This is a genomic window from Phytomonospora endophytica (assembly GCF_014202425.1).
Classification (GTDB): Bacteria; Actinomycetota; Actinomycetes; order Mycobacteriales; family Micromonosporaceae; genus Phytomonospora; species Phytomonospora endophytica.
In genome coordinates this window covers 465,734-492,724 of the sequence record NZ_JACHGT010000004.1, presented here as the reverse complement: position 1 = coordinate 492,724, position 26,991 = coordinate 465,734, and the positions used below count along the sequence as shown (strand labels likewise).

24 protein-coding genes are annotated in these 26,991 nt (G+C 71.4%); 11 read left to right on the top strand and 13 right to left on the bottom strand.

Features of this window, described 5'->3' with window-relative positions:
• Position 1: 1 nt before the first annotated feature.
• The 4 genes from HNR73_RS11465 to HNR73_RS11450 form a co-directional block, all read right to left on the bottom strand.
• The gene (locus HNR73_RS11465; RefSeq protein WP_184787338.1) at positions 2-1,111 is read right to left on the bottom strand and encodes a hypothetical protein; all 1,110 of its coding nucleotides are present in this window, start codon (positions 1,109-1,111) and stop codon (positions 2-4) included.
• A 151-nt stretch (positions 1,112-1,262) separates the two neighbouring features.
• A complete protein-coding gene (locus HNR73_RS11460) occupies positions 1,263-3,341 on the bottom strand; it encodes a S9 family peptidase (protein WP_184787337.1) in 2,079 nt (692 codons plus the stop codon).
• A gap of 33 nt (positions 3,342-3,374) precedes the next feature.
• The gene (locus HNR73_RS11455) at positions 3,375-3,674 is read right to left on the bottom strand and encodes a cupin domain-containing protein (protein WP_184787336.1); all 300 of its coding nucleotides are present in this window, start codon (positions 3,672-3,674) and stop codon (positions 3,375-3,377) included.
• 39 nt (positions 3,675-3,713) lie between these two features.
• Positions 3,714-4,256, bottom strand: a complete 543-nt coding sequence (locus tag HNR73_RS11450; RefSeq protein WP_184787335.1) for an NUDIX hydrolase — start codon at positions 4,254-4,256, stop codon at positions 3,714-3,716.
• A 63-nt stretch (positions 4,257-4,319) separates the two neighbouring features.
• Here HNR73_RS11450 and HNR73_RS11445 point away from each other — a divergent pair, with 63 nt between their 5' ends.
• Together HNR73_RS11445 and HNR73_RS39035 are read left to right on the top strand one after the other, a co-directional pair.
• Positions 4,320-5,030 (top strand): arsenate reductase/protein-tyrosine-phosphatase family protein, encoded by a 711-nt coding sequence (locus HNR73_RS11445; protein ID WP_239122347.1) that lies wholly within the window; start codon positions 4,320-4,322, stop codon positions 5,028-5,030.
• Positions 5,031-5,046: 16 nt separating this feature from the next.
• Complete coding sequence (locus HNR73_RS39035; protein WP_203686858.1) at positions 5,047-6,561, top strand: DUF1707 SHOCT-like domain-containing protein; 1,515 nt, start codon at positions 5,047-5,049, stop codon at positions 6,559-6,561.
• Here the strand turns inward: HNR73_RS39035 and HNR73_RS11420 are convergent.
• Both HNR73_RS11420 and hrpA read right to left on the bottom strand, forming a co-directional pair.
• Complete coding sequence (locus HNR73_RS11420; RefSeq protein WP_184787333.1) at positions 6,558-7,079, bottom strand: GNAT family N-acetyltransferase; 522 nt, start codon at positions 7,077-7,079, stop codon at positions 6,558-6,560. The genes HNR73_RS39035 and HNR73_RS11420 overlap by 4 nt on opposite strands.
• Positions 7,080-7,120: 41 nt before the next feature.
• Positions 7,121-11,017, bottom strand: a complete 3,897-nt coding sequence (gene hrpA / locus HNR73_RS11415) for an ATP-dependent RNA helicase HrpA (RefSeq protein ID WP_184787332.1) — start codon at positions 11,015-11,017, stop codon at positions 7,121-7,123.
• A gap of 166 nt (positions 11,018-11,183) precedes the next feature.
• Between hrpA and HNR73_RS11410 the strand changes: the two genes are divergently transcribed.
• The 5 genes from HNR73_RS11410 to HNR73_RS11390 all read left to right on the top strand — a co-directional run bounded on the left by HNR73_RS11410 (position 11,184) and on the right by HNR73_RS11390 (position 16,189).
• A complete protein-coding gene (locus tag HNR73_RS11410) occupies positions 11,184-12,347 on the top strand; it encodes an acyltransferase domain-containing protein (RefSeq protein ID WP_184787331.1) in 1,164 nt (387 codons plus the stop codon).
• A complete protein-coding gene (locus tag HNR73_RS11405) occupies positions 12,344-13,300 on the top strand; it encodes a beta-ketoacyl-ACP synthase III (RefSeq protein ID WP_239122346.1) in 957 nt (318 codons plus the stop codon). Before HNR73_RS11410 ends, HNR73_RS11405 begins: the two co-directional genes overlap by 4 nt.
• A 44-nt stretch (positions 13,301-13,344) precedes the next feature.
• On the top strand, positions 13,345-13,587 hold the full coding sequence (locus HNR73_RS11400; protein WP_184787329.1) for an acyl carrier protein: 243 nt from the start codon (positions 13,345-13,347) through the stop codon (positions 13,585-13,587).
• On the top strand, positions 13,584-14,804 hold the full coding sequence (locus tag HNR73_RS11395) for a beta-ketoacyl-[acyl-carrier-protein] synthase family protein (RefSeq protein WP_184787328.1): 1,221 nt from the start codon (positions 13,584-13,586) through the stop codon (positions 14,802-14,804). Before HNR73_RS11400 ends, HNR73_RS11395 begins: the two co-directional genes overlap by 4 nt.
• Positions 14,805-15,391: 587 nt before the next feature.
• Positions 15,392-16,189 carry a hypothetical protein gene (locus tag HNR73_RS11390; RefSeq protein WP_184787327.1) on the top strand — a complete coding sequence of 266 codons (798 nt, stop codon included), beginning with the start codon at positions 15,392-15,394 and terminating at the stop codon, positions 16,187-16,189.
• Between the two features lie 44 nt (positions 16,190-16,233).
• Here HNR73_RS11390 and HNR73_RS11385 read toward each other — a convergent pair whose 3' ends face one another.
• From HNR73_RS11385 to HNR73_RS11365, 5 genes are all read right to left on the bottom strand, one after another.
• A complete protein-coding gene (locus HNR73_RS11385; RefSeq protein ID WP_184787326.1) occupies positions 16,234-17,805 on the bottom strand; it encodes an ABC transporter permease in 1,572 nt (523 codons plus the stop codon).
• Positions 17,802-18,707, bottom strand: a complete 906-nt coding sequence (locus HNR73_RS11380) for an ABC transporter ATP-binding protein (protein WP_184787325.1) — start codon at positions 18,705-18,707, stop codon at positions 17,802-17,804. Before HNR73_RS11380 ends, HNR73_RS11385 begins: the two co-directional genes overlap by 4 nt.
• Before the next feature lie 369 nt (positions 18,708-19,076).
• Positions 19,077-19,709, bottom strand: coding sequence for an MBL fold metallo-hydrolase (locus HNR73_RS11375; RefSeq protein ID WP_184787324.1), 633 nt, complete (start codon positions 19,707-19,709; stop codon positions 19,077-19,079).
• Positions 19,710-19,718: 9 nt separating this feature from the next.
• Complete coding sequence (locus HNR73_RS11370; RefSeq protein WP_184787323.1) at positions 19,719-20,273, bottom strand: hypothetical protein; 555 nt, start codon at positions 20,271-20,273, stop codon at positions 19,719-19,721.
• Positions 20,274-20,326: 53 nt separating this feature from the next.
• A complete protein-coding gene (locus HNR73_RS11365) occupies positions 20,327-21,475 on the bottom strand; it encodes an FAD-dependent monooxygenase (protein ID WP_184787322.1) in 1,149 nt (382 codons plus the stop codon).
• A 99-nt stretch (positions 21,476-21,574) separates the two neighbouring features.
• Between HNR73_RS11365 and HNR73_RS11360 the strand changes: the two genes are divergently transcribed.
• Positions 21,575-22,183: a TetR/AcrR family transcriptional regulator gene (locus HNR73_RS11360; RefSeq protein WP_184787321.1), complete on the top strand. Its 609-nt coding sequence runs from the start codon at positions 21,575-21,577 to the stop codon at positions 22,181-22,183.
• Between the two features lie 453 nt (positions 22,184-22,636).
• Here the strand turns inward: HNR73_RS11360 and HNR73_RS11355 are convergent, their stop codons facing one another.
• Positions 22,637-22,969, bottom strand: a complete 333-nt coding sequence (locus HNR73_RS11355; protein WP_184787320.1) for a hypothetical protein — start codon at positions 22,967-22,969, stop codon at positions 22,637-22,639.
• A 534-nt stretch (positions 22,970-23,503) separates the two neighbouring features.
• Between HNR73_RS11355 and HNR73_RS11350 the strand changes: the two genes are divergently transcribed.
• The 3 genes from HNR73_RS11350 to HNR73_RS40670 all read left to right on the top strand — a co-directional run bounded on the left by HNR73_RS11350 (position 23,504) and on the right by HNR73_RS40670 (position 26,358).
• The gene (locus tag HNR73_RS11350) at positions 23,504-23,995 is read left to right on the top strand and encodes a DUF3145 domain-containing protein (RefSeq protein WP_184787319.1); all 492 of its coding nucleotides are present in this window, start codon (positions 23,504-23,506) and stop codon (positions 23,993-23,995) included.
• A 140-nt stretch (positions 23,996-24,135) separates the two neighbouring features.
• Entirely contained in the window at positions 24,136-25,665 is a 1,530-nt protein-coding gene (locus HNR73_RS11345; protein WP_239122345.1) for a glycoside hydrolase family 3 protein, read from the top strand.
• A 57-nt stretch (positions 25,666-25,722) separates the two neighbouring features.
• A complete protein-coding gene (locus tag HNR73_RS40670) occupies positions 25,723-26,358 on the top strand; it encodes a hypothetical protein (protein ID WP_184787318.1) in 636 nt (211 codons plus the stop codon).
• A gap of 48 nt (positions 26,359-26,406) precedes the next feature.
• Here HNR73_RS40670 and HNR73_RS11335 read toward each other — a convergent pair whose 3' ends face one another.
• Positions 26,407-26,985: a TetR/AcrR family transcriptional regulator gene (locus HNR73_RS11335; RefSeq protein ID WP_184787317.1), complete on the bottom strand. Its 579-nt coding sequence runs from the start codon at positions 26,983-26,985 to the stop codon at positions 26,407-26,409.
• Positions 26,986-26,991 lie beyond the last annotated feature (6 nt).

Genomic DNA, 26,991 nt, shown 5'->3' with positions numbered 1-26,991 from the left:
GTTACGCCAGTTCCCAGAGGCGGGGTCTTCCGGCTTCGTGGTCGTACTGTGGGGCGCGGGTGAGGCCGAAGGTCGACGGGTCCATGTCGTATGTCATCCACCGGCCGTGTCCGAGCACTGTGAGGCGGCGTCCGATCGGTACGGGGTAGCTGATGTGGCCGCGTGGGCGCATCGACGGGAGGTCGACGAGCCAGTGGCGGTCGGGCTGTGACAGGACGTCGCTTTCGTTGGTGGGGGCGAGGACCGTTGTCGCGTCGAGGAATCGGGGCACCCATTGCCAGCGGGACTGGTAGTCGTCGTCCTCCGCCATCTGGGTGGGGCTGACGCCCTCGAACGGGGGCGGCGCGAGCGATGCGAGCAACCCGCCGTCGGCGAGCCTGTGCAGGCCCATTGTCGACCTCCCTTCGTCGAGGGTGAGGTAGTGCTCGCCGGCCCGGTCGGCGTCGGTCACGATGTCCCCGGCAGTCGTCCGCTCGATGTGCAGTGCCGACCCGTCGAAGTGACCCCACAGCAGAGGGTCGCCGTCCAAGCCCATGCGGCTGGGGTCGGGGTGTGCGATGTGGTCCGAGGCGTGGGCGTAAGTCTCGACGTCCGCTTGGGCGAGGACCTCACCTGTCGCCGCGTCCAAGACGAGCCACGCGTGGGTGGGGGCCGCCTTATGGGCGTCGATGATGGTGATGCCCGTACGAACGTGCGCCCAGATCAAACGTCCGTCAGCGGAGAAGTGCGCCGAGCCGGAGCCGGTCGAACGGTGATCGGCGTCGCCTTCGTACTCGGCCTCGTCACGGTGCGGCTCCTGGCAGCGCCATGCCCAGCACGCGTGCCTGTGCTCCCATCGCGTCCGCCCCGAACTGTCCACGGCGCGGAGGGCGTGCGTCCCGCAGAAGACGGCGAGCTCGCCCGACGGTGAGACGGCGGTCGGACACGATGCCCACGGCGCGGGAAACACGGCGGGCATGGCCTCACCGAGGGTGGCGAGCTCATGAACACTGAGAGCGTCGTCGGCACGCACACTCAGCAAGGTCTTGCCGGGATACGCGGTGACGTCGATGCGGCGGCCGTCGTGGAAGCCGGGAAGAACAGCGACGAGGCGAGCGGAGAAAACGTCCATCACCTCATGGTCATATGTGGACGCCACAATCCCGCGAAGTGAGGTCCGGGGCAGGGCCCCCGGCAACGCCCCCGGTCTCGGGGACGCGGATGCCTCGGTGCGAGGGTGAACCCGCGCCTCAAGGAACACGCGCCCCCGCAAACCCCTACCCCTACCCCAGAGCCCCCCTCAACCACTCCACCTGCGCCCACAGCAATCCCTCGCCCGCCGCCGGATCCGTCGGCATGTGCGTCGTCCGCACCAGCGGCAGCACGTCGTGGCGCTTCCCCGCGACCAGCAACGCGTGCGACAGCCGCAGCGTGTGCACGGGGAACACGTTGTCGTCCGCCAGTCCGTGCACGAGCAGCAGTGGCCGCGACAGCTTCGGCGCGTCGGCGATCAGCGACGAATGGTCGTACGCCTCGGGGTGCTCGTCCGGGTGCCCGAGGTGCCGTTCCTGCCAGTGCGAGTCGTACATGCGCATGTCCGTCACGGGCGCCCCGGAGACCGCCGCGTGGAACACGTCGGGCCTGCGCAGAACGGCGAGCGCGGCGAGGTATCCGCCGAAGGACCATCCCCGGATTCCCACGCGGGTCAGGTCCAGTTCCGGGCGCTGCCGTCCGAGTTCCCGCAGTGCGGCGACTTGGTCGGCGAGCACGGGTGTCGCCTTGTCGAGGTACGTCTCGCGGGTGAAGGCCGGGCTGCGTCCGGGTGTTCCTGCGCCGTCGACCACCACGACGGCGAAGCCCTGCTCGGCGAACCACTGCGAGACCAGGGTCGCGCCGTTCTGCACGGCCATGACCTTCTGTCCGGCGGAGCCTCCGTAGGGGTCCATGAGGACGGGCAGGGGCGCGTCGCCTTCCTTGAACCATGATGGGAGGAACAGCGCGGTGTTGAGTTTGCGCTCCCCCAGTACGAGGAGCTCGGGCCTGGAGTCGAGGATGGGTGTCTCGACGAAGGTCTTCACTTCGGCCGCTTCGGCTCCCGCGCGCAGGACACGTACTCGTGGCGCGACCGAGTCGAGCGTCCTCGCGACGTGCACGAGCGTCCCTTCGCCTCCGACGGCGCCGCCGTGCACTCCCGGTTCGACGCTGCGGCGGCGGGCGCCTTCGTCGGGTCGCCATGTCCACAGGTGCGCGGAGACGGGGGCGGTGGAGGCGCTGAAGAGGACGGTGTCGCCGTCGACGCCGAGTACGGCGCGGACGTAGACGCCTTGGGGTGTGACGGCTTCGCCGCCGATGTGGAGGCGGCGGTCTCCGGTGCCGATCCAGACGAGCGCGCCGGTCGAGGTGCGGGCGGGGGTGCCGGGGGTGAGTTCGACCCAGCAGTCGTCGCGTTCGGTGTGCAGTGTCGAGGTCGTCCCGTCGGCGGGGTCGACGGCGAGCACCTGCACGGTCTGCTGGTCGCGGCTCTGCACGGTGATGACGGGGCCGTGGGCGTCCCATCCGGCTTCGGCGAGGTATTCGAATCCCTTGCGGTCCCAGTCGACGGCGACGGGTGCGGCGGATCCGTCCACCGTGTACACGTGGAGGCTCACGTCGGCGTTGGTGCCGCCGGCGGGGGGATAGCGGAACTCGCGGGGCGGGGTGGCCGGTTCGGCGGGGTCGCCGATGTACCAGACGTCGACGGCCGATTCGTCGACGCGGGTCACGAGGAGGCGTTCGCCGTCGGGTGACCACCAGTGGCCGCGTTGGCGGTGCATGGACTCGGAGGCGACGTGTTCGGCGACGCCGAAGCGGACAACGGGCCCGTCGGGTTCGACGATGGCGCGGTCGCCGGAGCCGTCGACCTCGACGACTCGTACGGAACCGTCGTGGGCGTAGGCGACGCGGCGGCCGGTGGGGTCGATGCGGGGGTCGAAGGCGCCGTCGCGGGCGGGCAGGGCCTTGGCCACGCCGGTGGCGATCTCGACCGTCCACAGTCGACCGGCGAGCGCGAAGACGGCCAGGCGGGTCTGCGCGTCCACGCCGTAGGAGGTGATCCCGGCGGAGCGGACGCGGGCGCGTTCGCGCCGGATCCTCTCGGCCTCGGGCAGTTCGCTCTCGTCGGCGAGGGCGGCGGCGTCGACGAGGACGCGTTCCTCACCGGTGGCGACGTCGAGTGCCCACAGGAGGGCGACGGGGTCGTCTCCGGCGCGGGAGCGCAGGTAGAGGACGGTGTTCCCGTCGGCGGAGACGGTGAAGGATCCGGGCGCGCCCGAGCCGAAGTGGCGGGTGCGGCTGAGTTGGCGGGGCAGGGTGTCGGCGGCCATGTCCATGATCCTGACACGCCGTGGGGGCGGGCGTCAGGTCGCGCGGAGTTGGAGCCAGGCGTGTACGACGGGCAGGTCGCCGTGGCCGATGAGGCGGTGTTGTTCGCCGGGTTCGATGATGAAGACGTCGCCGCTGCCGAAGGTGGTGGCGACGCCGTCGATCTCGACGACGCCTTCGCCGTGCAGGACGCAGAGGACCTCGGGGACGTCGTGGGGCGGGTGGTGACCGTCGGCGTCGGTTCCGTCGCCGTCGGGGTCGTGTCCGACGGCGACGGGGACGTAGACCGGGCCGATGCCCCGGGACTCCAGGTCGGCGAGGGTGAGTCTGCGCATGTGAGACACGGTACCGACCCGGGGGCGCCCGCGGCTTCCTCAGTGGGCCGCGTCGCGGGCAAGGTAGGCGGCGAGGACGCGCCGGTTGGCGAGGCGGGCGGGGATGATCTCGGGGAGGGCGTCGCGGGGGTGGAGGACGGCGGGGCCCTCGGCACCGTCGGTGCGGATGTCGCCGCCGGTGACGCGGGTGCGAAAACCCAGGATGTGGGCGTGCCCGAGGGGTGTGCCGGGCTGCTGGAAGCGGGTGAGCTCGTCGAGGATCTCGACGTGGAGGCCGGTGAGTTCGGCGACGGCGCGGGTGAGGCCTTCCTCGGGGCTTTCGCCGTAGTCGAGGAAGAGGCCGGCGAGCGAGGCGGGGGCCTCGGGCGTGCCGTGGGCGGGGTGGGTGAACACGAGCCCGCCGGGGGCTTCGATGACGGCGAGGACGCCGATGGGGCTGTTGGCGTGGTGGATCCAGCCGCAGTCGGGGCAGCCGGGCCGGGTGCGGCCGTCGAAGGGGTCGGTCTGTGCGGTGAGTTTCGCGGTGCAGTGTGGGCAGTGGCGGTAGACGAGCGCGTCGGGGGCGCCTTCCGGGTAGCTCATGCCGGGAGCCTAGACCGGAGAAGGCATATACATCAAGCCACTTTGATGGATTATCCTGGAGGCGTGACGATCGCACCGCCCGACTTCCTCCGCCTCGCCGGCCACCGGCTGCGCTGGGAGCTGCTCACGCTCCTCGCCGACGGCGACCGCCCGGTGCGCGAGCTGACCGCGCTCGCCGGACAGCCGCAGAACCTCGTCTCCTACCACCTGGCGCAGTTGCGCTCGGGCGGTCTGGTGCGGTCCCGGCGCAGCTCCGCCGACGGACGCGACACCTTCTACGCCCTCGACCTGCACCGCTGTGGCGAGCTGCTCACCGGCACCGGCGCGGCCCTGCACGCGGGACTGCGGCTCACCCCGCCCGCTCCCCCGGTCCCTCCACAAGGGACCAGGGTGCTGTTCCTGTGCACGGGGAACAGCGCGCGATCCCAGCTGGCGGAGGCGATGGCACGAGCCGGAGGCCTCGACGCCTTCAGCGCCGGGAGCCACCCGAAACCCCTGCACCCCAACACCTCGCGGATCATGCGCGAGCGCGGCCTGGACCCGTCGGGGCATGAACCGAAGAGCCTCGACGTCTTCCGCGCGGAGCCCTTCGACCTGGTGGTCACCCTGTGCGACAAGGTCCGCGAGGTGTGTCCGGAGTTCGAGGGCGGTCCCCCGCCAGTGCACTGGAGCATCCCCGATCCGGCGATCGACGGGAGCGACGCCGCCTTCGCCGCATGCGCCGAGGAGCTCGCCGTCCGGACCGGTTTCCTGTTGGCCCGGCTGGCCGCCTGAGCCTACGATCGCGCGCATGATGCTCGGATGGTCCGACGAGGGTTCGCCCGCCCTGCGCGCCACGCACGCCGACCGCGACGAACTGCGGCGAGTGCTCGGCCTCGCCCGCGACGAGGGCCGTCTCGACGCCACCGAGCACGACCGGCGCCTGGAGGCCGTCCGGGTCGCCAAGACCCGGGCGGACCTGGCGGCGACCGCCGTCGACCTGCCCGCGAAGAAGGGCATGCGGGAGTGGCTCGACGACGCCCGGATCCGTTCGGCCGACCGGGAACTGGCCGCCGGAGTCCTCACCGAGGGCGCGGCCTCGGGACGCCTGACGGCCGAACGCTACGCGAACCGCTCGGCCGGGCTCACCGAGGCCGACACCTACGCGCGGCTCAAACGGCTCCTGCACGGCCTGCCCGGCTGGCCCGGCACGGACGGGAAACGCCTGCTGCCGACCATCACCGAACGCGAGTCGGTCGCCGCCGACCTGTCCCGGGCGGTGTCCGACGGGCGCGTCGCACCCGGTGAACACGACGCCCTGGCCGCCGAGATCGCCGCCGTGGGCACGGCCGCCGAGCTGGCGGAAACCGCCCGGATCATCGCCCGGCGCGCCTCCTACGCCGACCGGGCCGCCACCGCCGACCGGCTCACCGAGGCCCTCGCCGACGGCCGTCTCGACCACGAGACCCGCGAGGCCCGTGCCGAACGGGCCGCGGCCGCCCGCACCACCGCCGACCTGGCCGCCCTCACCGGCGACCTCACCGGCAAGGCACGGCGGCTCTCCAACGCCGACCGGACCGAGACCGCCGCCGTCCTCAAAGGCGCGCTCGACAACGGCCGTCTCGACCTCGACGAGTACGACGCGCGCGTCAAGGCCGCCTACGCCGCCACGACCCTCGCCGAGACGAGACCACTGCTCGCCGACCTGATCGCGCCCCCGCGACCGCCCCGGCGCGGGCCCCTCGACCTGGCCTTCGACAGCGTGGTCGTCAACTCCGCACTGCTACCGGCACCGCGCGGCCTCATCGGCCGCCTGCACCCGAAACCGCTGTGGAAACTCGGGCTCCTGGGGACCCTGGCCGGCTGGGGCCTCACCGGCTACGCGCTGGGTCCGCCGCTCCTCGGCCTGACGATCGGCGCCGGCTGGATCCCGGTCATGCTCCTGCTCGTTCTCAACAACAAGATCGCCCACGTCGGCGCCGACGGTGTCAAGGCCCGCGAGGCCGAGGCACTCGCCGCGATCCGCCGCGAACTGAACGCGCACCCCGCGATCGCCTCCTGCGAGACCGAACTGGAGAACACCACGCTGAAGATCGACTTCCGGCCGCACAAGGGACACGAAGGCGTCCCCGAGGCGGTGTTCGCCGCGGCCGAGCGCCTCGCCTGGCGAAGCCGTCTGTACCCGCTGTCGACGCTGGTCGTCAACAACACCGCCGACTTCGGGGAGGGCGGCCTGAAACCGGTCATCCTCGGCCACCGGCGCAAGGAACTCGAACACCACCACGGCAGGCGCCCCTACGGACGCCTGCCCGCCGAGACCGGCTAGACGGGACGCTCGAACAGCAGCTCCAGGCCGTCCTCGTCGTCCATCAGCTCACCGACGTGCACGAAGCCGAACTTCGCGACGGTGGCCAGCGAGGCGACGTTGTCGGGGCTGATGGAGGCACGCACGACATGCGCGTCGGGCGCGTCGGCGGCGCGCTTGAGCATCAGCGTGAGGATCGCGGTGGCGTGGCCCTTGCGGCGCCGGTCCGGTTCGACCTCGTAACCGACTTCGACCATGCCGCGCTCGTCCGGGGGCTCGTGGAACCCGCCGCGGCCGACGATGGTCCCGTCACCGTCGACGGCGACGAACGGGAGCGCCCACGACACCGCGTCCGGATTCTGGGCGAACAGGTCGACGCGGTACTTCCAGGTGCGCTTGTTGCGTTCGCTCACGAGGTTCTCGGTGAGCGGGATGCCGGTGTGGCGGGCCGCTTCGGCGAGGTCGTCGGCGAGGAGCGCGTGGAGAGCGGCCTCCGGGAGCGTGACCAGGCGGAGTACGGGTGCGTCATGTGTAGTCATCGGGGTGATCTTCACCTGCTGAAAGACCCCGCGCAAGCGGGTTAACGGACCGAGGCGATCGCCCGTGCGATGCGCTGTTCGGAGATGGGATAGGCGGTGCCGAGGCCCTGGGCGAAGAAGCTGACCCGCAGCTCCTCGATCATCCAGCGGATGTTCTTGACGTCGACGGAGTTGCGACGTGACGGAGGCAACTCGGCGAGGAGTTTGGCGTAGGCCTCCTCGACGTACTCCATCTGCTCGCTCAGATCGCGGTCGCGGCCCGGGTTCTGGCCGATGCGGTCGAGACGGCGGTCGAGGGCTTCGAGGTAGCGCGGAAGGTGCGCGAGCATGTGCAGGCCGGTGGCCGACACGAAACCGGGGAAGACGAGCCCGTCGAGCTGGCGGCGCATGTCGGTCAGCGACGGCAGCCAGGCGAGATTGCCGGTCCCCTTGAGGCGCTTGTCGAGGCGGTGCCAGACACCCAGGACCTTGCGGACCGTCTGGACGGCCTGGTCGGTGGTGTCGATGAGCTCGGCCCGGAACGCGTCGTGGAGCGCGGTGAAGGAGTCACGGTCCCACACCACTCCCCCGTTGCGGGTGATGAGCGTGTCGGCGGCGCAGGTCACGCAGTCCTCGAAGAGCTCGTTCATCTTCGCGTAGGGGTTGGCCGCCAAGGCCAGCTTCGCCGGGTTCGACAGCCGCCCGAGGACGTGCTTGATCGGCGAAGGGCTGTTGAGCAGGAGCAGGCGGCGGGTACCGGCCCACATCGCGCGGGTCTGCTCGGTCGGCGTGTCCAGCAGGCGGATCGCCACGCTCGCGCCCTCGTCGACGAGTGCGGGGTAGGCCTTGACCTCGTAACCGCCGCGCTTGCGTTCGTAGACGCGCGGGAGAGCCCCGAAGTCCCAGGTCTTGAGGCCCTCACGGGTCACGCTGTCGGCGTCGAGGTTGACCTCGGCGCGGATCTGGCCGGCGAGTTCGGTGCGAAGCGCGGCCAGGTCACGGCTCTCGCCGATGCGCTTGCCCTTGTCGTCGAGGACACGGAAGGTCATCAGCAGGTGCGGCGGGACCTTCGTGAAGTCCCAGGAACCGTGCGGGACCGGAACGCCCGTCAGGGTCCGCAGCGCGACCTCCAGCTCGTCGCCGAGAGCGCGCTCGCCGGGTGTCATGGTGTGCAGGGCGGCACGGGCGTAGTCGGGCGCGGGCACGAAGTTGCGGCGCAGCGTCTTCGGCAGCGACTTGATCAGCGTCGTGGCCAGTTCCTCGCGCAGGCCCGGGATCTGCCAGCTGAACTCCTCCGGCGTGACCTGGTTGAGCACCGCCAGTGGAATGTGGACGGTCACGCCGTCGGCGGCGTCGCCCGGCTCGAACTGGTACGACAGCACCAGACGGATCCCCGCCGCGCTGTCCCAGTGGTCCGGGTAGTCCTCGCGGTCGACTCCCCCGGCGCCCTCGTTGATGAGCATCGACTTCTCGAAGTTGAGCAGGTCGGGCCGCTCGTGCCGGGCCTTCTTCCACCAGGAGTCGAAGTGCCGCCCGGAGACGACGTCCTCGGGGATCCGGGCGTCGTAGAACTCGAAGAGCGTCTCGTCGTCGACGAGGATGTCGCGGCGGCGGACCCGGTGCTCCAGTTCCTCGATGTCGTCGAGGAGGGCCCGGTTGTCACCGAAGAAGCGGTGGTGGGTGTCCCAGTCGCCTTCGACGAGGGCGTTGCGGATGAACAGTTCCCGCGCCACCGGCGGGTCGATGCGGCCGAAGTTCACCTTGCGCCTGGCCACGATCGGGACGCCGTAGAGGGTCACCTTCTCGAAGGCCATGACCGCCGCGGCCTTCTTCTCCCAGTGCGGTTCGCTGTAGGTGCGCTTGACGAGATGACCGGCGAGGGGCTCGATCTGCTCGGGCTCGATCTTGGCGGCGATGCGCGCCCACAACCGCGAGGTCTCCACCAGTTCGGCGGCCATGACCCAGCGCGGGGTCTTCTTGAACAGACCCGAACCCGGGAAGATCGCGAACCTCGCGCCCCGGGCTCCGGTGTACTCGCGCTTGTCGCCGTCCTTGAGGCCGATATGGCTCAGCAGGCCCGACAACAGCGCGGTGTGCACGTTCTTCGGGTCGGCGACGGCGTCGGTCGGATGAACACCGAGCCCTTTGAGGACCTGCCGCAGCTGGGCGTGGATGTCCTGCCACTCCCGGACCCGCAGGAAGTTGAGGAACTCGGCCTTGACCGTGCGGCGGAACTGGTTCGAGGACAGTTCCCGCTGCTGCTCGGTCAGGTGGTTCCAGAGGTTGACGTAGGCCATGAAGTCCGACTCGGGGTCGGCGAAACGCGCGTGCTTCTGGTCGGCGGCCTCACGACGCTCCGTGGGACGCTCCCGCGGGTCCTGAATGGACAGTGCCGACGCGATGATCATGACCTCGCGCACACAGCCGTTGCTCTCGGCCTCCAGGACCATCCGCGCCAGGCGCGGGTCGACCGGCAGGGCCGCCAGCTTGCGGCCCAGCTGCGTCAGGCGCTTGCGCGGATCCGACTGCGCCGGGTCGATCGCGCCCAGCTCGACCAGCAGCTCGACACCGGCCTTGATGTTGCGCTTGTCCGGCGGGTCGATGAAGGGGAAGGACTCGATCTCGCCGAGCCCGGCGGCCGTCATCTGCAGGATGACCGAGGCCAGGTTCGTGCGCAGGATCTCCGGGTCGGTGTACTCCGGCCGCGAGTTGAAGTCGGTCTCGGCGTACAACCGGATGCAGATGCCGTCGGAGGTACGGCCACAGCGGCCCTTGCGCTGGTTGGCCGAAGCCTGCGAGACCGGCTCGATCGGCAGCCGCTGCACCTTCGTGCGGTGGCTGTAGCGCGAGATCCGCGCGGTCCCCGGGTCGACGACGTACTTGATGCCCGGAACCGTCAGCGAGGTCTCGGCGACGTTGGTCGCGAGGACGATCCGGCGCCCCGGATGGGACTGGAAGATCCGCTGCTGCTCGGCGTTGGAGAGCCTGGCGTACAAGGGAAGTACTTCCGTATGCCGGTACTTCTTCTTGTTCAGCGCGTCGGCGGTGTCGCGGATCTCGCGCTCACCTGAGAGGAACACCAGCACGTCGCCGGGGGCCTCAAGGGACAGCTCCTCGACGGCCTCGATGATCGCCGAGATCTGGTCGGGGTCCTCGTCCCGGTCCTCGGCATCGTCCACGATCGGCCGGTACCGCACCTCGACCGGGTAGGTCCGGCCCGACACCTCGATGACCGGCGCGTCACCGAAGTGCTGCGAGAAGCGCTCCGTCTCGATCGTCGCCGAGGTGATGACGACCTTCAGGTCGGGACGCCTGGGCAGCAGCTGCTTGAGGTAGCCCATGATGAAGTCGATGTTGAGACTGCGCTCGTGCGCCTCGTCGATGATGATCGTGTCGTAGGCCCGCAGCATCCGGTCCGACTGGATCTCGGCGAGCAGGATGCCGTCGGTCATGAGCTTGACGAGGGTGTTGTCGCCGACCTTGTCGGTGAAGCGGACCTTCCAGCCGACGGCGCCGCCGAGTTCGGTGCCGAGTTCGTCGGCGATGCGGGAGGCGACGGTGCGGGCGGCGAGGCGGCGGGGCTGGGTGTGGCCGATACGGCCGCGGATGCCGCGGCCGGCCTCCAGGCAGATCTTGGGAATCTGGGTGGTCTTGCCCGAACCGGTCTCACCGGCGACGATGACGACCTGGTGGTCGCGGACGGCGGCGAGGATCTCGTCCTTGCGGTCGCTGACCGGCAGCTGTGGCGGATAGGTGATCTTCGGCACGGCGGAGCGGCGAGCGGCCACCCGGGCCTCCGCCTGCTCTATGTTCGTGGTGAGCTCGGCGAACATGTCCGGGTTCGGCTCGGAGCCGCGCAGGCCGTCGAGCCTGCGGCGCAGGCGCGCCTCGTCGGCGGGCATGAGCTCGGGCAGGCGTCGGCGCAGGGCGGCGAGGGTGAATCGGTCAGGCGCAGTCATGGCCGATCAAGAATAGGCCAGCGCTGTGACGCGGTCGTCTGGTTTTCCGCCGTGCCATCTTGGGCATACCCACCAGCCACGTTTGTAGGAAACCTCTAAAAGACCTGGTTCGATCTCGTAGACGGCGCTCTCGCGCGGACAGTGACAGGTAGGCAACAGTCAACAGGTGCTCGCTCTACTGGCTCCAGGCCAGGGCTCACAGAAGCCCGGCTTCCTGTCCCCTTGGCTCGACCTCCCCGGCGCCCGGGCGCGCCTGAACTGGTGGTCGGCCCTCTCCGGCGTCGACCTGGTCCACCTGGGCACCGACGCCGGCGACGACGAGATCAAGGACACCGCCAAGACCCAGCCGCTGCTGGTCGCCGCGGGTCTCCTGGCCGCCGAGCGGCTCCCGCTGCACGACGTGGCCGTCCTCGCCGGGCACTCCATCGGTGAGATCACCGCCGGCGCGCTCGCGGGTGTCTTCTCCCCCGAGACCGCGATGACCCTCGCCGGTGTCCGCGGCCGCGAGATGGCCGCCGCGTGCGCCCTCGAAGAGACCGGCATGGCCGCCGTCCTGGGCGGCGACCCCGCCGAGGTGACCGCCGCCATCGAGGCCGCCGGCGCCTACCCCGCCAACGTCAACGGCGCCGGGCAGACCGTCGCGGCCGGTTCCTCGGAGGCCATCGCGAAACTCGTCGCGCAGCCGCCCGCGAAGGCCCGCATCATCCCCCTCAAGGTCGCCGGGGCGTTCCACACGCCGTACATGGCACCCGCCCGCCGCACCCTCGAAGCGCTCGCCGGCGGCATCGCCACCCGCGATCCGCACAAGATCCTGCTGTCCAACGCCGACGGCACCGCCGTCACCGGCGGAGCCGAGACCGTGCGCCGCCTCGTCCGCCAGGTCACCTCACCGGTCCGCTGGGACGAGTGCATGACGACCCTCGCCGACCTCGGCGTCACCGCGATCATCGAACTTCCGCCCGCGGGGACGCTTGCGGGGCTGGCGAAACGGGCACTCAAAGGCATGGAGGTGGTCACGGTGAACACACCTGACGACCTCGCCAAGGCGCGGGATCTGATCGCCCGGCACGGCGTGGTGCCGAGCACCCGGCCGTCGGTCCCCTTCCACGTCACCGTCTCGCCTTCGGCGGGACGCTTCGCCCCGGCCGACATCGCCGAGGGCACCGAGGTCTCCCAGGGCGACCTGCTCGGGCGGGTGCTGACCCGACACGAACCGGTCGACCTGGTCGCCGGGCACACCGGCGTGCTCGTCGCATGGCTCGTCTCCGACGACGACCCGATCGCCGCCGGTCAACCGCTCGCCCGCATCCACCCAGGAGGCAACCCGTGACCAACGGCGTCAACGGGACCAAGGTCGTCGGCCTCGGTCACTACCAGCCGTCGAAGGTCCTCACCAACGAGGACCTGGCCAAGATGGTCGACACCAACGACGAATGGATCGTCAGCCGCGTCGGCATCAAGGAGCGCCGGATCGCCGAGGACGAGACGGTGGCCGACATGGCCACCGCCGCCGCCGAGAAGGCCCTGGCCGCTTCCGGTCTCACCGCGGCCGACATCGACTACGTGATCGTGGCGACCTGCACCGCGCTCGACCGGACCCCGAACGTCGCCTCCCGGGTGGCCGCGGGCCTCGGCATCGACGCGCCCGCCGCGATCGACATCAACACCGCCTGCTCGGGCTTCCCGCACGCCGTCGCCACCGCCGACCACGCCATCCGCGCGGGCGCGGCGACGAACGCCATCGTCGTCGGCGTGGAACGCCTCAGCGACTTCACCGACTGGACCGACCGCTCCACCTGCGTCCTGTTCGGCGACGGCGCCGGAGCCGTCGTGCTCACCGCCACCGCGCCCGGCGAGGAGCCCGGCGTCGGGCCGGTCGTGTGGGGCTCGGTTCCCGAGATGAGCGACGCCGTGCGCATCCTCGGCGACCACCCGTACATCAACCAGAACGGCCAGTCGGTGTTCCGCTGGGCCACCACCACCCTCGCCCCCCTCGCCCGCAAGGCGGCCGAGTCGGCGGGCGTCAAGATCGAGGACGTGGCCGCGGTGGTCTTCCACCAGGCCAACCTCCGCATCATCGAGGGCATCGCGAAGCGGCTGGGCGCCGACAACGCCGTCATCGCCCGTGACATCGTCGAGTCCGGCAACACCTCGGCGGCGTCGGTCCCACTGGCGCTCTCCAAGATGGTCGCGCGCGGCGAGATCCCCTCGGGGGCGCCGGTGCTGCTCTTCGCCTTCGGCGGCGGGCTCACCTATGCCGGCCAGATCATCCGTTGCCCATAGACGTCACCGAAGGTGTGACTGACAACCGGAAGGAAGAACCAGTAATGACCCGTGACGAAATCCGCGAAGGCCTTGCCGAGATCCTCGAAGAGGTCGCGGGTGTGAACCCCGACGACGCCGCCGAGGACAAGTCGTTCACCGACGACCTCGACGTCGACTCGCTCTCCATGGTCGAGGTCGTCGTGGCCGCCGAAGAGCGCTTCGACGTCAAGATCCCCGACGACGAGGTCCAGAACCTCAAGACCGTCGGTGACGCGGTGTCGTTCATCGAGAAGGCCGGCAAGTGACCGAGGTAGTCATCACCGGTCTCGGCGCGACGACCCCGCTCGGCGGGGACGTCGCGTCCACCTGGGCGGCCATGCTCGATGGCCGCTCGGGTGTCGGTGTGCTCGCGCAGGACTGGGCCGAACAGCTGCCGGTGCGGATCGCCGCGCAGCTCGCCGTCGACCCGTCCGAGAAGATCGAGCGGGTGCGCATGCGCCGGCTCGACCGCAGTGAGCAGATCGCGATCATCGCCGCCCGCGAGGCCTACGCCGACGCCGGGCTCGAAGCGATCGACGAGGACGTCGACAAGTACCGCCTCGGCGTCTGCTTCGGCAGCGGCATCGGCGGTGCCATCACCCTGCTCGCCCAGGACGACATCCTTGAGGCCTCCGGGCCGCGCCGGGTGTCGCCGCACACCGTTCCGATGCTCATGCCGAACGGCCCGGCGGCCTGGGTCGGTCTCGAACTGGGCGCCAAGGCCGGGGTGCACGCCCCGACCAGCGCCTGCGCGACCGGTAACGAGGCCATCGCCTGGGGCCTTGACATGATCCGCTCCGGCCGCGCCGACATCGTCGTCGCCGGTGGCTGCGAGGCGGTCATCCACGCCCTGCCGCTGGCCGGTTTCGCCTCGATGCGGGCGCTGTCGACCCGCAACGACGAACCCGAGCGCGCCTCCCGCCCCTGGGACAAGGGCCGCGACGGTTTCGTCATGGGCGAAGGCGCCGGCGCGGTCGTGCTGGAGCGCGCCGACCACGCCGCCGCGCGCGGCGCGAAGGTGTACGCGCGCCTCGCGGGCGCCGGTCTCACCTCCGACGGTTTCGACATCGTCCAGCCCGACCCCGAGGGCGGCATCCGCGCGATGCGCTTCGCCCTTGAGGACGCCGGCTTGACCGGTGCCGACGTCAAGCACGTCAACGCGCACGCCACCTCGACGCCCGTCGGGGACATGGGCGAGGTCCGCGGCATCAAGACCGCCATCGGCGACCACGTGCTGCTGACCAGCACGAAGTCGATGACCGGTCACCTGCTCGGCGGTGCGGGCGCCGTCGAGTCGATCGCCACGATCCTGGCCATCAAGAACGACGTGGTCCCCCCGACCATCAACCTCGAAGACCCCGACGACGCGCTCGACCTCGAAGTCGCGCGCGGCACCAAGCGCGAGACGGTCGTCCCGGCCGCCTTGAACAACTCCTTCGGGTTCGGCGGGCACAACGTGTCCCTGCTGTTCGTGAAGGCGTAGGGAACGAGACGTCCCGAGCGTCGCCGAGGCGCCCGTGGAGGGCGCCGGGGGATGACGGCTCGGAGCGAGATCGACGGGACACCGGTGATCGTGTGCCGCTCCGACGCGCGCCTGGCGGGCGGCGCTCGACAGAGGCACGCACACCGTCGAGGGCGTCGACGTGGTCGGCGAATGTCGACGGCGACGGTCCGCGCGTCGGGAAGGGCCGCGCGGATCTCGATCGTGCCGGGCCGGGCCGCCGGTGGCGGGGTCCACGGCCCGGTGCCGACCGGCGCCATGCGTGGGGCGAAGGCCGTGGAGCTCGGTGAGACGCGTCGGCGTGTCACGGAGACCCACGGGAACATTGCGCCGTGAAGGCGGCAGAACGTGACGGCGAGGCCCGGTCCACTGTGGACCGGGCCTCGCCGTTCCTTCTCCACATCGCGGCCGGTCGCCTGTCACGGCTCCGATTCCCCCGTCCCGGCAAGGGTTCGCGGTTAGCACGGCCATCCGGGACCGGTCGTAACGGACAAGCGCCCTGAACCGTTGCAAATCAAGGCACCGTGTGCGACCTTGTGGTTCCGCGACGCCGAGAACCTGGAGTGGGCATGGATACCGAGACCGTCGTGGCGGTGTCGCTGCTCGTCGTCTTCCCCGTCACCGTCGGGCTCATCGCCTTCTTCCTCGCCCGGAGGAAGCAGAAACTGGATCTGGCCGCGTTCGCCGCGCGCCAACCGGCACGGCCGGAGCGGGCGGTGCCAGCGGGCCAACAGCGGCCGCCCTCCACCGTGGAGGAACTGGGGCCGGTCGTGCAGCGGTATGTCACCGACAACAACCGGCGGGCCGTCACCGGGCTGGCCGCGTTCGCGGGCGGCGTCATCGTGCTGGCCTTCGCCATCCCGGTCGCCATCGCCATGATCGACAGCGCTGCGGCGTCGAATCCCTGCGGGGGGATCGTGATCGGCGCGGGTGGGGGCGCCTTCGGCGGCGGCATCGTCCTGGGGATGATGTCGTGGCTCCGCAGGGGCGAGACCTTCGACGTGCACGAGCGCGGGCTCGTCCACTCCTACGCCGGCCGGTCTCGCCTGTTCGGGTGGTCGCAGTTCGCCGACGTGAAGCCAACCCCGTTCAAGGAGGGCTGGTTCGCACGCGTGCTCGGGCGCGAGGGGCACACCCGCTTCCTGACGGGCGACGGCCGGAAGGTCGTCGTCACCGGCTTCACGCCCGGCGTGGAGTTCCTGGTCCACGCCGTCGAGCGCGCGGTGTTCCACGGTGAGACGCCCGGCGCGCCGAGTGTCCCGTGCACGATCTGCGGCGGGACCGGCCGCTACGGCGACGGCGGTCCGTGCGACGTCTGCGGCGGCACCGGGCGCTCGACCCGGTCGGGCCGGGACGTGGTGGGGTAGGGGACGGCCCCGGTCCACTGTGGACCGGGGCCGTCCCGCGCGGTCTAGACGATCGCGCGCCGGCGCAGACCGGCGAGACCCGCCGCGGTCAACGCCACGGCCAGGACCGTCAGGCCGAGCACGGGGACGGCGCTGAACTCTCCGCCCGAGATCACCTTCGGCAGGTAAAGGAAGGGGATCACGGCTTTCGAGGTGGCATAAGGAATCCCGACGATCGGGCCGAGGATCTCCCCGAAGAGGTTGACGAAGAGGAAGGCGCCCCAGCAGATCCAGCCCGCGGCCTTCGGCAGCAGCCCGAAGGCCAGCACGCCGATCCCGGCGAGCACCCACACGGCCGGGACCTGGAGCACGACGGCCCCGAGCACGCGCCACGGGTCCCCGGCGACGGCGCCCATGGCCAGACCGCCCGCGGTCAGGATCGCGGCCGAGCCGAGCGTGGCGATCAGCAGGTGCCCGGCGGCCCAGCGCAGCCGGGCGACGGCGCCGGTGAGCAGCAGTTCGGCGCGGCCGGTGGTCTCCTCGGCGCGCATCCGCAGGACCGCCAGCAGCGGGTAGAGGGCGCACACGTAGCCGAGGCTGAGGGCCATCAGCCACAGGTAGGTGTCGACGAGGTCGGTGTGGCCGTTGTCGGCGTAGCGCTCGAAGAACTCGCGCATCGAGTCGCCCTGCTTGTCGGCGAGGCCGGGGATGGCCGAGGCGAGCGCGCCGAAGGCGACTCCGGCGACGGCGAAGCCGGTGACCCAGCCGGCGAGCAGGCCGCGCTGGACGCGCCAGGCGAGGGCGAGCGGGGAGCGGACGCGGCCGTCGGCGGGGCCGGGCTTCTGGGCGAGGAGTCCGGCTCCGAGGTCGCGGCGGGCACGGAGGGCGAAGGCACCGACGGTGAGGGCCGTGGTGAGGGCGAGGCTGAGGCCGAGGACGGTGAGGTCGTCGGTGGCGTAGGGCTTGACGAGGTGGCTCCAGCCTTGCGGGGAGAGCCATTTCAGCCATTCCCGGCCGCTGCCGTCGGCGAGGAAGCGGAGGACGTAGCCGACGCCGAGGGCGAGTCCGGCGAGGCCGACGGCGGTGCGGGCGCCGTCGGTGAGCTGGGCGGCGAGTCCGGCGACGGCGGCGAAGACGATGCCGACGGCGGCCACGGCGAGCCCGAAGGCGAGGGAGCCTTCGGCGTCGAAGCCCTGCTTGATCATGCCGAGGGCGGTGATGAGGCCGGTGAGGAGGCTGGCGGTCCAGGTGAAGCCGAGGGCGGCGGCGAGCGGGGCGGCACGGCCGACGACGCCGGAGCCGAGGAGTTCGGCGCGGCCGGTCTCCTCCTCGGTGCGGGTGTGGCGAATGACGGTGAGGACGGTGACGAGTCCGATGAGGACGAAGACGGTGTCGGCGATCTTCCACACCGTCATGCCGGCCAGGGTGGGCGCGTAGACCTGGCCGGAGAAGGCGAGGAGGGCCTTGTTGCCGGTCATCTCGGTGGCGAAGTCGGCGATCGTGGCGTCGGAGGTGAAGGTCCGGGCGTAGCGGGCGGCCTGCCCGGCGGACAGGGAGCCGAGCAGGAGGATCCACAGTGGAGCGAGGACGCGCTCGCGGCGGAGGATGAGGCGGATGAGCCTGAGGGTGCCGGTCATCGGACCGTCGCCTCGCTTTCGTAGTGACGCAGGAAGAGCTGTTCGAGGGTGGGCGGCCGGCTGGTGATGCCGCGGATGCCGGCGCCGGCGAGGAGGGTCATGGCGGCTTCGAGGTGCCCGTCGTCGACCTGGAAGGCGACGGTGTCGCCGTCGGTGGTGACGTCGTGGACGCCGGGGAGCGCGGTGAGGCCGGGTGCGGGTGCGGCGAGGGTGGCGGTGACGGCGGTGCGGGTGAGATGGCGCAGGTCGTCGAGGGTGCCGGTCTCGACGGTGCGGCCGTTGCGGATGATGCTGACCCGTTCGCAGAGGGCCTCGACCTCGGAGAGGATGTGGCTGGACAGCAGGACCGTGCGGCCCCGGTCGCGTTCGGCGGTGACGCAGCGCTGGAAGACGGCCTCCATGAGCGGGTCGAGGCCGGAGGTGGGTTCGTCGAGGACGAGCAGTTCGGCGTTGGAGGCGAAGGCGGCGACGAGGGCGACCTTCTGCCGGTTGCCCTTGGAGTAGGTCCTGCTCCTCTTGCGGGGGTCGAGTTCGAAGAGGTCGAGGAGTTCGGCGCGGCGGGTCTTGTCGAGGCCGCCGCGGACGGCGCCGAGGAGGTCGATGGCCTCGCCGCCGGTGAGCTGCGGCCAGAGGTTGACGTCGCCGGGGACGTAGGCGATGCGGCGGTGCAGTGCGGTGGCGTCGCGCCACGGGTCGCCGCCGAGGAGGACGGCCTCGCCGCCGTCGTCGCGCATGAGGCCGAGCAGGATTCGGATCGTCGTGGACTTCCCGGCGCCGTTGGGGCCGAGGAAGCCGTGGACCTCGCCTTCGCGGACGCGAAGGTCGAGTCCGTCGAGGGCGACCGTCGCGCCGAAGGTCTTGCGAAGCCCGGTGACGGCTATCGCCGCGTCACTGGTTTTCATGCTTCACACCTTTCAGTATCTAGTGAACGTTCCGAACGACGCTGACGCTACACCCGTCTCCGGGAAGACTCCAGTGGGGTGTGGCGTGACGTGCGTCTACATCCCTTGATGGGCAAGGGATGCGGTTCGCCCGAAGCGGGCTCGGCCGGCGACGGGGAGCTGCACGTCGCTTACCGCGAAGGGACGCCGAGGAGTGGGAGACCTGGACGCGGCCGACGATCCCGCGGCCGCTCGGAGAGGGTCACGAGGACGGGATGATCGCGGGCGAGCCGGGCGTCGGCACCTTTCAGAACCGATGCGCGAACCGGGCGCCGCCGGCGGTTTCCGGGCGGAACCGCCGGCGGCGCTGGTGGGTATGCGGGAGCCCGGTCAGACCTCGACCGAGCCGCCCACCGGGATGCGGCTGTAGACCGTGCGCCCGGCCATGTCGAACCAGCGGTCGACGAGCCCCTGGCCGGGTTCGCTGAGGATCGCGTCGTGGATGGGATGCGCGCGGTGCGGGCGGACGGCACGCACGAAGTCGAGGGCCTCCGACAGCTTCAGCCACGGCGCGGCGGCCGGTACCAGCAGCGTCCCGACGGGGACGCCGGGCTCGTGCAGCGAGTCTCCCGGGTGGTAGACGACTCCGCTCGGGGCGTCGACGAGGAAACCGAGGTTGGCGCAGCCGGGTTTGCCCTCGTAGATCTCGGCGTGCTCGCCGCCGACCGCCTCGACGAGGAAACCGCCGACCGTGCGGTTCTCGCCGGCGCTGATGGGCGAGACGGCGTCGCCGAGGTCCCCGAGCTGTTCGGCCACGTCGGGGTGGGTGTGGATCCGCACGCCCTTCTTGACGGCGCCGGCGAGGAGTTCGGCGTTGAGGTGGTCGTAGTGCTCATGGGTGACCAGGACGTCGGTGACACCGTCGAGGGCCTCGGGTTCGGTCCAGACGCCGGGGTCGATGACCAGGGCTCGGTCCCCGTCGTCGAGACGGACGCAGGCGTGGGTGAACTTGGTCAGTCGCATGGCCCCAGACTAGGCAACCCGCCCGACGCCGGGTCCCAGCTTGGCGAGTTCGGCCACGAGCCTCTCGCCCGCGCGGCCGTTCGCCGACAGGCGCACGCCGCCTCCGTCGCGGCGGACGACGTCGACGACCGGCCCGGGGTGGACGCGAACCTCGGCGATGGCCGAGGCGGGCGTGAGGTGACGGTCCTTGAGGGGTTTCCCCCAGAGTTTCCCGAGGGCCCTGCGAACCGGCCGGAAGAACAGCAGCGGGAAACCGATGACGACGACCGGCAGGACCGCGAGGAACACGACGTAGCCGACGGCCTCGATGACGAGCTGCAGGAGCGCGGGGATCCCGCCGATGATCCCGGCGATGAGGAGGACCGCGCCGAGTGGCGCGCTGCCCGAGCCGAGCTGGGCGACCCCGAAGAGACCGACGACCAGCAGCCACAGGGCCGACAGGCCCACGACGCGGTCGTCGTCGAGGAAGTCCCACCTGCTCCGCGGGCTCAGGTGCAGACCCCGCGAGGAGGCCTTGACGCGCACGCTCCCGCCGGGCTGGGCGTGGACACCGCTGACTGACATGCCGGGAGGGTAGAGCGGGCCCGCAAGATCGCGCGGAGCGGGCCCGCCGAGGGTCACACCGGGGCGGGACGGCGGCGGCCTGCGGCCAGTCGACGTCCCGCCGCGACGACCGGCGACAGCCTCGTCGCGAGGTTGCGGACGGCGACGCCGGCGCGCGTGCCGGGCACGAGCAGGTGGGACGCGAGGCCGACGTTGCGCAGCCGAGGGCCGACGACCTTGCGGTGACGTTCCTCGTAGCGCCGCAGGGCGGCGGCGAGGTCGCCGCCCGCGCTCAGCTCCTCGGCGAGCGTGCGGGCCCCGACCATGGCGCTGCTGCTGCCGTCGCCGAACAGGGAGACCGAGGAGGAGGCATCGCCGAGCAGGGTCACCCGGCCGCGCGTCCAGGAGTCGATCTCGACGCGGCTGACGGCGTCGAAGTAAAGGTCCTCACCGGCACGCACCCGGTCGAGCAGTTCGGGGACACGCCAGCCGTCGTGGGCGTAGGCGGCGGTGAGGATGTCCCGCTGCCGCTCGATGTCGCGGCTGTCGAGACCGGCCACCGGCGGGTGCCGGAAGATGAAGGCGGCCAGCGCGCGCCCGCGTGAGGGGTGGAGGGCGAGCATGCGCCCGGGCACGTTGTACATGATCACGTCGCGCCCGATCTCCTCGTCGACGGGCATTCCGGCCACGTACATCCCGATGCCGCGCACGTAGTCGGCCTCCGGGCCGAAGGCCAGGCGGCGGGTCGTGGAGTGCAGACCGTCGGCGCCGACGACGAGACCGAAACGCCTCGGCGCGCCTCGCCGGAAGGTGACGTCGACACCGTCGGCGTCCCGGCTCAGGGAGGCGATGGAGTCGCCGAAGACGTACTCGGCGTCGTCGCGCCCGGCCTCGTAGAGGACCGAGGCGAGGTCGCCGCGCGGGATCTCGACCTCGCGACTGCCGCTCGCGCCCTGGAACGCGCGCATGTCGACGTACCCGGCCGGGCGGCCGGAGGGGCCGAGAAGGCGCAGGCCGTCGACGTCGGTGGCGGCCTCGCGCAGGCGGCGCATGACACCCATGCTCTCGGCGACGTCGACGGCCTCGCCGCGCACGTCGACCGGGTTGCCGCTGGAGCGCAGGTCGGCCGCGAGTTCGACGACGGTCGGGCGGTGGCCGGCGCGAGCGAGGAAGTGGGCGAGGGTCGGACCGGCGACGCCCGCACCGGAGATCAAGACGTCCATGAGGGGTTTCCTTTCGGGGTGGCTCACCGAACCATAACAGCATCGAGTGCAGACTTGCAATGAATGCAGCTTCGCAACCGATGCAGTAGACTGCCCCGCATGACGACCCTGCGCGACCGCAAGCGCCTGCGCACCCGCCGTGCCCTCGTCGAGGCGGCCACCGAGCTGTTCGAGACGCGTGGCTACGACGAGACGACCGTCGCCGACATCGCCGCCGCGGCCGAGATCGGCACGCGGACCTTCTTCAGCTACTTCGCCTCGAAGGAGGAGGTGCTGTTCCCCGACGCCGACGCGCGCGTCACCGCCGCCGTCGACGCGATCGCGACCCGCGCACCCGGCGAGACGCCCGTCGAGGTGCTGCTGCGCACGATGCGCGACCTGGGGACCGCCGCCGACGAGATGGTCGGCCGGACGGCGGCCCTGCGACTGCGGCTGACCCGGACCGTCCCCGCCGTGCGCGGCCGTGCGCTCCAGATCCAGCTCGACGCGCAACGCGAGATCGCCCGGCACCTCCGGGAGGCGTTTCCGGACGACCTCGACGCGGTCGGCGCGGGGGCCCTCGTCGGCGCCTTCATCGGCGCGACGGCGGGCGCGCTGCAGGTCCTGCTCGACGAGCCCGGCGCCCTCGACGGCGACCCGGCGGTCCTGCGCGAACGCCTGCAGGCGGCGATGGACACGGCGCTACGGCCGTGGACAGGTGGGGGCTGAGGACGCGGGTGTCGCCGGGATGGCCAGCGCGGGTGACCGTGGGGCGAACGGGATCGGATCGAGCGGGCGAGGGACCACGCGTGACCGAGCCGAAGGGGCGCCTCACCGGTGGGGCGCCGCCGTCACCACCACGGTCGCGCTCCGCCCACGCACGCGTCTTCCCCACGCCACGCCGCCGTGACCGGTGACGGCCCCGTCGCCGCCGCGCCCATCACCGCCATGACGGTCGCGCTCTACCCCGCACGTGCGCCTCACCGCGACACGTCGCGACCAGCGGAAATCCCGTCGCCGCCGCGCTCCGTGGCTCGCCCGCGGGGATACCGCCTCCCCGCACACGCCACCACGGTCGCCCGGAGTTCGGGTCACCGGCGGGTGTTCCACCCGCCCCCCGGGCACGAAAAAACGCGCACCCGGTCTCCCGGGTGCGCGTTCGAGTCAAGACTCAGGCCGCGATCACTCGCCGCCGAAGACCCCCGCGTCGGCGAGCCGCTTCGCCGTCGCGTCCCAGCCGTCCGAAGGGAACGCCGTGGTCAGCGCCTCCAGCTCGGCCTGGATCTTCGCGCCGTGGCCGGCCTCGCCCAGCAGGCGGATCTCCTCGAGGAAACGCTCCGAGTCGGTCGCCGCGTGAACGGTCTTGCCGTTGGTGAGGTTGCGGACATAGGCGTGCTTGCCCTTGTTGAGCGGGATGAGGTACTTGAACTCACCCAGCACGCTCAGACCGCCACCCTGGCCTGCCTGGCCGGCGCGGACCGATGCGCGCGCGGTCTTAGACGTGTTGCTGGCCACGCAGCTACTCCTCACGATTAGGTCTTGCTGAATAGATCTGTTCCAAAGCCTGTCTCAGGCCCGTCTTGAAGCCTCGCCGTCCCGACTACAGACGGACCGGGCAACTCTACCCGTTGACCTCCCCGGGCGGCCAGCGCCACCTGGGGCACCGCCTCGGGCGGGCGGTGTTTCCCGGCACAGTCCCCGCCGAATCGCCCCAAAAGGGCCTCCGCGCGATCCTGCCGAAGCCCCCGGGAAGTCCCCGGCAAGCTGCCGGAACGGTCCACCGCGAGCGCCGGTGCGGGGTCACCCGCAACAGGCGAACTCTACCCGATCAGCCGAGTCCGCTTCCAGCCGACAGCGGAGTGGAGCCGATGGTGACTCCCCGTATCCTCCACCTTGGATAGTCATATTCCTGGCGGCGAATCTCAGGAATCACTGGCGCAACGTGGGACCCATAAGTCAAGATGGGGATCGGCTCGTGGGTACGGGCCGTTCTGCGGTTCGCCAGGTGCGTTGGGGGAAGGCGCATCAAGACAACCCAGGAGGTCTCACGTGCCCACGCGAGGGGTCGTTTACGTCCACTCAAGCCCACCCGCCGTGTGTCCGCACGTCGAATGGGCCATCGCCCGGGTGCTCGCCACCCGCGCGACTCTTGAGTGGACGAAGCAGTCCGCGGATCCTGCGACGCTGCGGACAGAATGCACATGGTCCGGTGCCGCAGGCACGGGATCGCAGCTCGCCGCTGCCCTCAAACAGTGGCCGATGCTGCGTTTCGAAGTCACCGAGGAGCCCAGCGAGGGCGTCGACGGTGAGCGCGTCATGTACGTCCCCGGACGCGGCGTGTTCCGCGCCACGATGAGCGCCAACGGCGATCTCGTCGTGCCGGAGGACCGCCTGCGGGCACTCCTGTCCGGCAACGCCGGCGCCGAGGCGATCCGTCACGGCATGGAGAAGCTGCTCGGCACGTCCTGGGACGCCGAACTAGAGCCCTATCGTCACGCCGGAGACGGCGCTCCAGCGACCTGGCTGACCCAGGTAAGTTAGCCCGGGTGCTGACCCGACGGACATTGTTCGCGATAGCGGGCGTCTCGGCGCTCGCCGGCTGCTCGGCTGAGAAGGAGCCGGCCCCGACCCCTTCCACGACCCCTTCGCCGGAGTCCTCCGCGCAGGCTATGGTGGCCGCCATGACCGACGAGGAACTGCTCGGCCTTGTCCTGATGCCGCACGCGTACGGCAACGACGCCGACGACGTCACCGCCGCCTCCAGGGCCGCCAATCAGGCGTTCGCGGGCGTCGACACCCCCGGTGACATGGTGCGGAAGTACCGGCTCGGCGGGCTGATCCTCATGCGGTTCACCGCCGACGACCCCACGGCGGGCACGAACCCGAGCACGAACCTCGACTCCCCGAAGCAGATCCGGCGCCTCACCGACGGCCTCCAGAAGGCCGCGAAGGACGACCACGGCGGTCTGCCGCTGATCATCGGCATCGACCAGGAGTTCGGCGCGGTCACCCGCATCACCTCCGGGATCTCCCCGCTGCCCGCCGCGATGGGCTTCGGCGCCGCGGCCGACCCCGCGCTGACCACCCGCGCGTGGCAGGGCGTCGGCGGTGAACTGTCGGCGCTGGGCGTCAACGTCGACTTCGCGCCGACCTCCGACGTGATCGCCAACCCCGGTAACACCGTCATCGGCTCGCGCTCCTACGGTTCCGGCCCGCAGGCCGTCGCCGAGCAGGTCGTCGCGGTCCTCGCCGGGTTGTCCGGCGCGGGCCTCGCCGGGGCGGTCAAGCACTTCCCCGGCCACGGCAACACCGACGTCGACAGCCACAAGTCGATGCCCGAGCTCAACCAGAGCCGCGACGAGCTCCTCGCCGCCGACCTGGTCCCGTTCAAGGCCGCGATCGCCGCGGGCGTCCCGATGGTCATGTCCGGGCACCTCGATGTGCGGGCGATCGACCCGGGCGTGCCGGCCTCGCTGTCGTCGAAGGTCCTCATCGACCTGCTCCGCACCGAGCTGGGCTTCAAGGGCGTCGTGGTCACCGACGCGATGCAGATGCAGCCGATCACCGAGCGCCACGGCGCCGGCGAGGCGGCCGTCCGCGCGCTCATGGCCGGCAACGATCTCATCCTCATGCCGCAGAACCTGAAGAAGGCGCACAAGGGCCTCGCCGAGGCCTTGAAGAGCGGGAAACTCCCGCGCGAGCGGCTCGTCGAGGCGGCGACCCGAGTCGTCGCGCTCAAGCAGTGGCTCGCGGGCTTCCCGCGGCCCGAGGCGGCCGACCTCGACGACGTGCTCGGCTCCGCCGCCGACGTCGCCGCGGAGATCTCCGCCGCCGCCGTCACCCAGGTCGCCGGGTCCTGCGGGGTCCGGATCGACGGGCCGGTGCGGCTCGTCGGCGGTGCCGACACGACCCGCGAACGGCTCCGCGCGGCGCTGTCGGCGCGCGACGTCGAGGTCCGCGACGACGCCCGCCGGACCGTGCAGCTCACCGGCTTCGGCGACACCGTCTCCGACGTGGACGTCAACGCCGAGGTGACCGTCTCGACCGACGCGCCGTTTCTGCTGGGAAAGGTGAAGTCGGAGGTCCGGATCGCGGCCTTCGGGACCACCAGGGCCTCGATGGAGGCCGTCGCCGACGTGCTGACCGGCGTGGCGAAGGCGCCCGGCCACCTGCCGGTCACGGTGAAGGGCGTACCCGACAGCAGCTGCTGAGGCGCCTTGCGCCCGCTGCGTACGATGGACGCACCCGAACCCCTGTGAGGCCGTGCCATGACCAATCCGCCGCAGCTGCCGTCGGACGTTCCACTGTGGCCGGAGGAGGCCCGCCCGGCCCCGCCGAGGCCTCCCGCCACGGCCCGCCCGGCCGAACCGACGCCGGGAAACCCCCTGTGGGACCCGCCGTCGCAGCCTCCGCCCCCGCCCGCCCCCGGTGCCGGCAGCTATTCGCTGCCCCCGGCCGAGGCGAGCGGGAGCCGTCGCGGAGGCGGGGCTCCCCCGCCGCCACCGCCGCCGTCGGCCGCTCCCCCGGCGCCGCCCACGCAGCGGCGCAAGAAGCAGGCTCCTCCCCCACCGCCGCCCGCGACGACCGTCGCGCAGCAACCTTCCTATGAGGTCGAGCCGCCCGCGTACACGCCGTCCTACGAGATGCCGAGCTACGAGTCCTCGCGGGAGCCGTACAACCCGCAGGCGCTCGTGCCCGACTACCAGCCGGCCGACTCCTGGCAGCCCCCGCCGCCGCTGCCGCCCGCCACGACGGGCGGTCAGAAGGTCGGGCGGGTCTTCCGGATCTCCTTCGGGCTGCTGTTCCGCGGGATCGGGCGCTGCCTCTGGCTGCTCGGCCGCGCGATCGAGCGTGGTGGGCTGAAGATGGCGCCGCCGCGGCCGAAGGCGCCGCGAGGACGCTAGCCACGTGCGAGCGGGCCCGGCGAAGTCCGGGCCCTTTTCGCGTCCTGCTCAGGCCTCCGGCACGATCCGCTCGCAGAGCCGGTCGATCAGCTCGCCGAAGTCCTCTCCGCGCCACGCCTCGGGCAGCGTCAGGTGCTCCACGATCAGGCCGGTCATCGCCAGGTACAACGCCATCGCGGTGTACCTGTCCCCCGGGAAGCCGCCTTCGGCGTGCAGGCGGAAGTTCTCCGCGAGACTCGCCTCGACGGTGGCCGTCAGGTCCGCGCGCAGGCCGGGTCTGCGGGTCGCCTCCAGCCGCAGTTCGAGCAGGGCGAGGTAGCTCGACCGGTCGGCGGCCACGCGCGCGAAGAGCCCGTGCATGGCCGCGCGGATGGTCTCGCGGTTCGCGGGGGCCGCGGTGTACCCGTCCATCTCCCCCGCTTCGGGCGCGAGCCGCACGTGGATGCGGGCGCCGGCCTGGAGGAGCAGGTCGTCGCGGCCGGCGAAGTAGTTGGACGCGGTTCCGGCGGGCACGCCCGCGGCGACGTCGACGGAGCGGTACGTCAGTCCGCGCGCGCCTTCGGCGGCGAGCACGTCGATGGCGGCGTCGAGCAGGGCCGCGCGGCGTTCGGGATTGGACCTGGCCATGCGGGT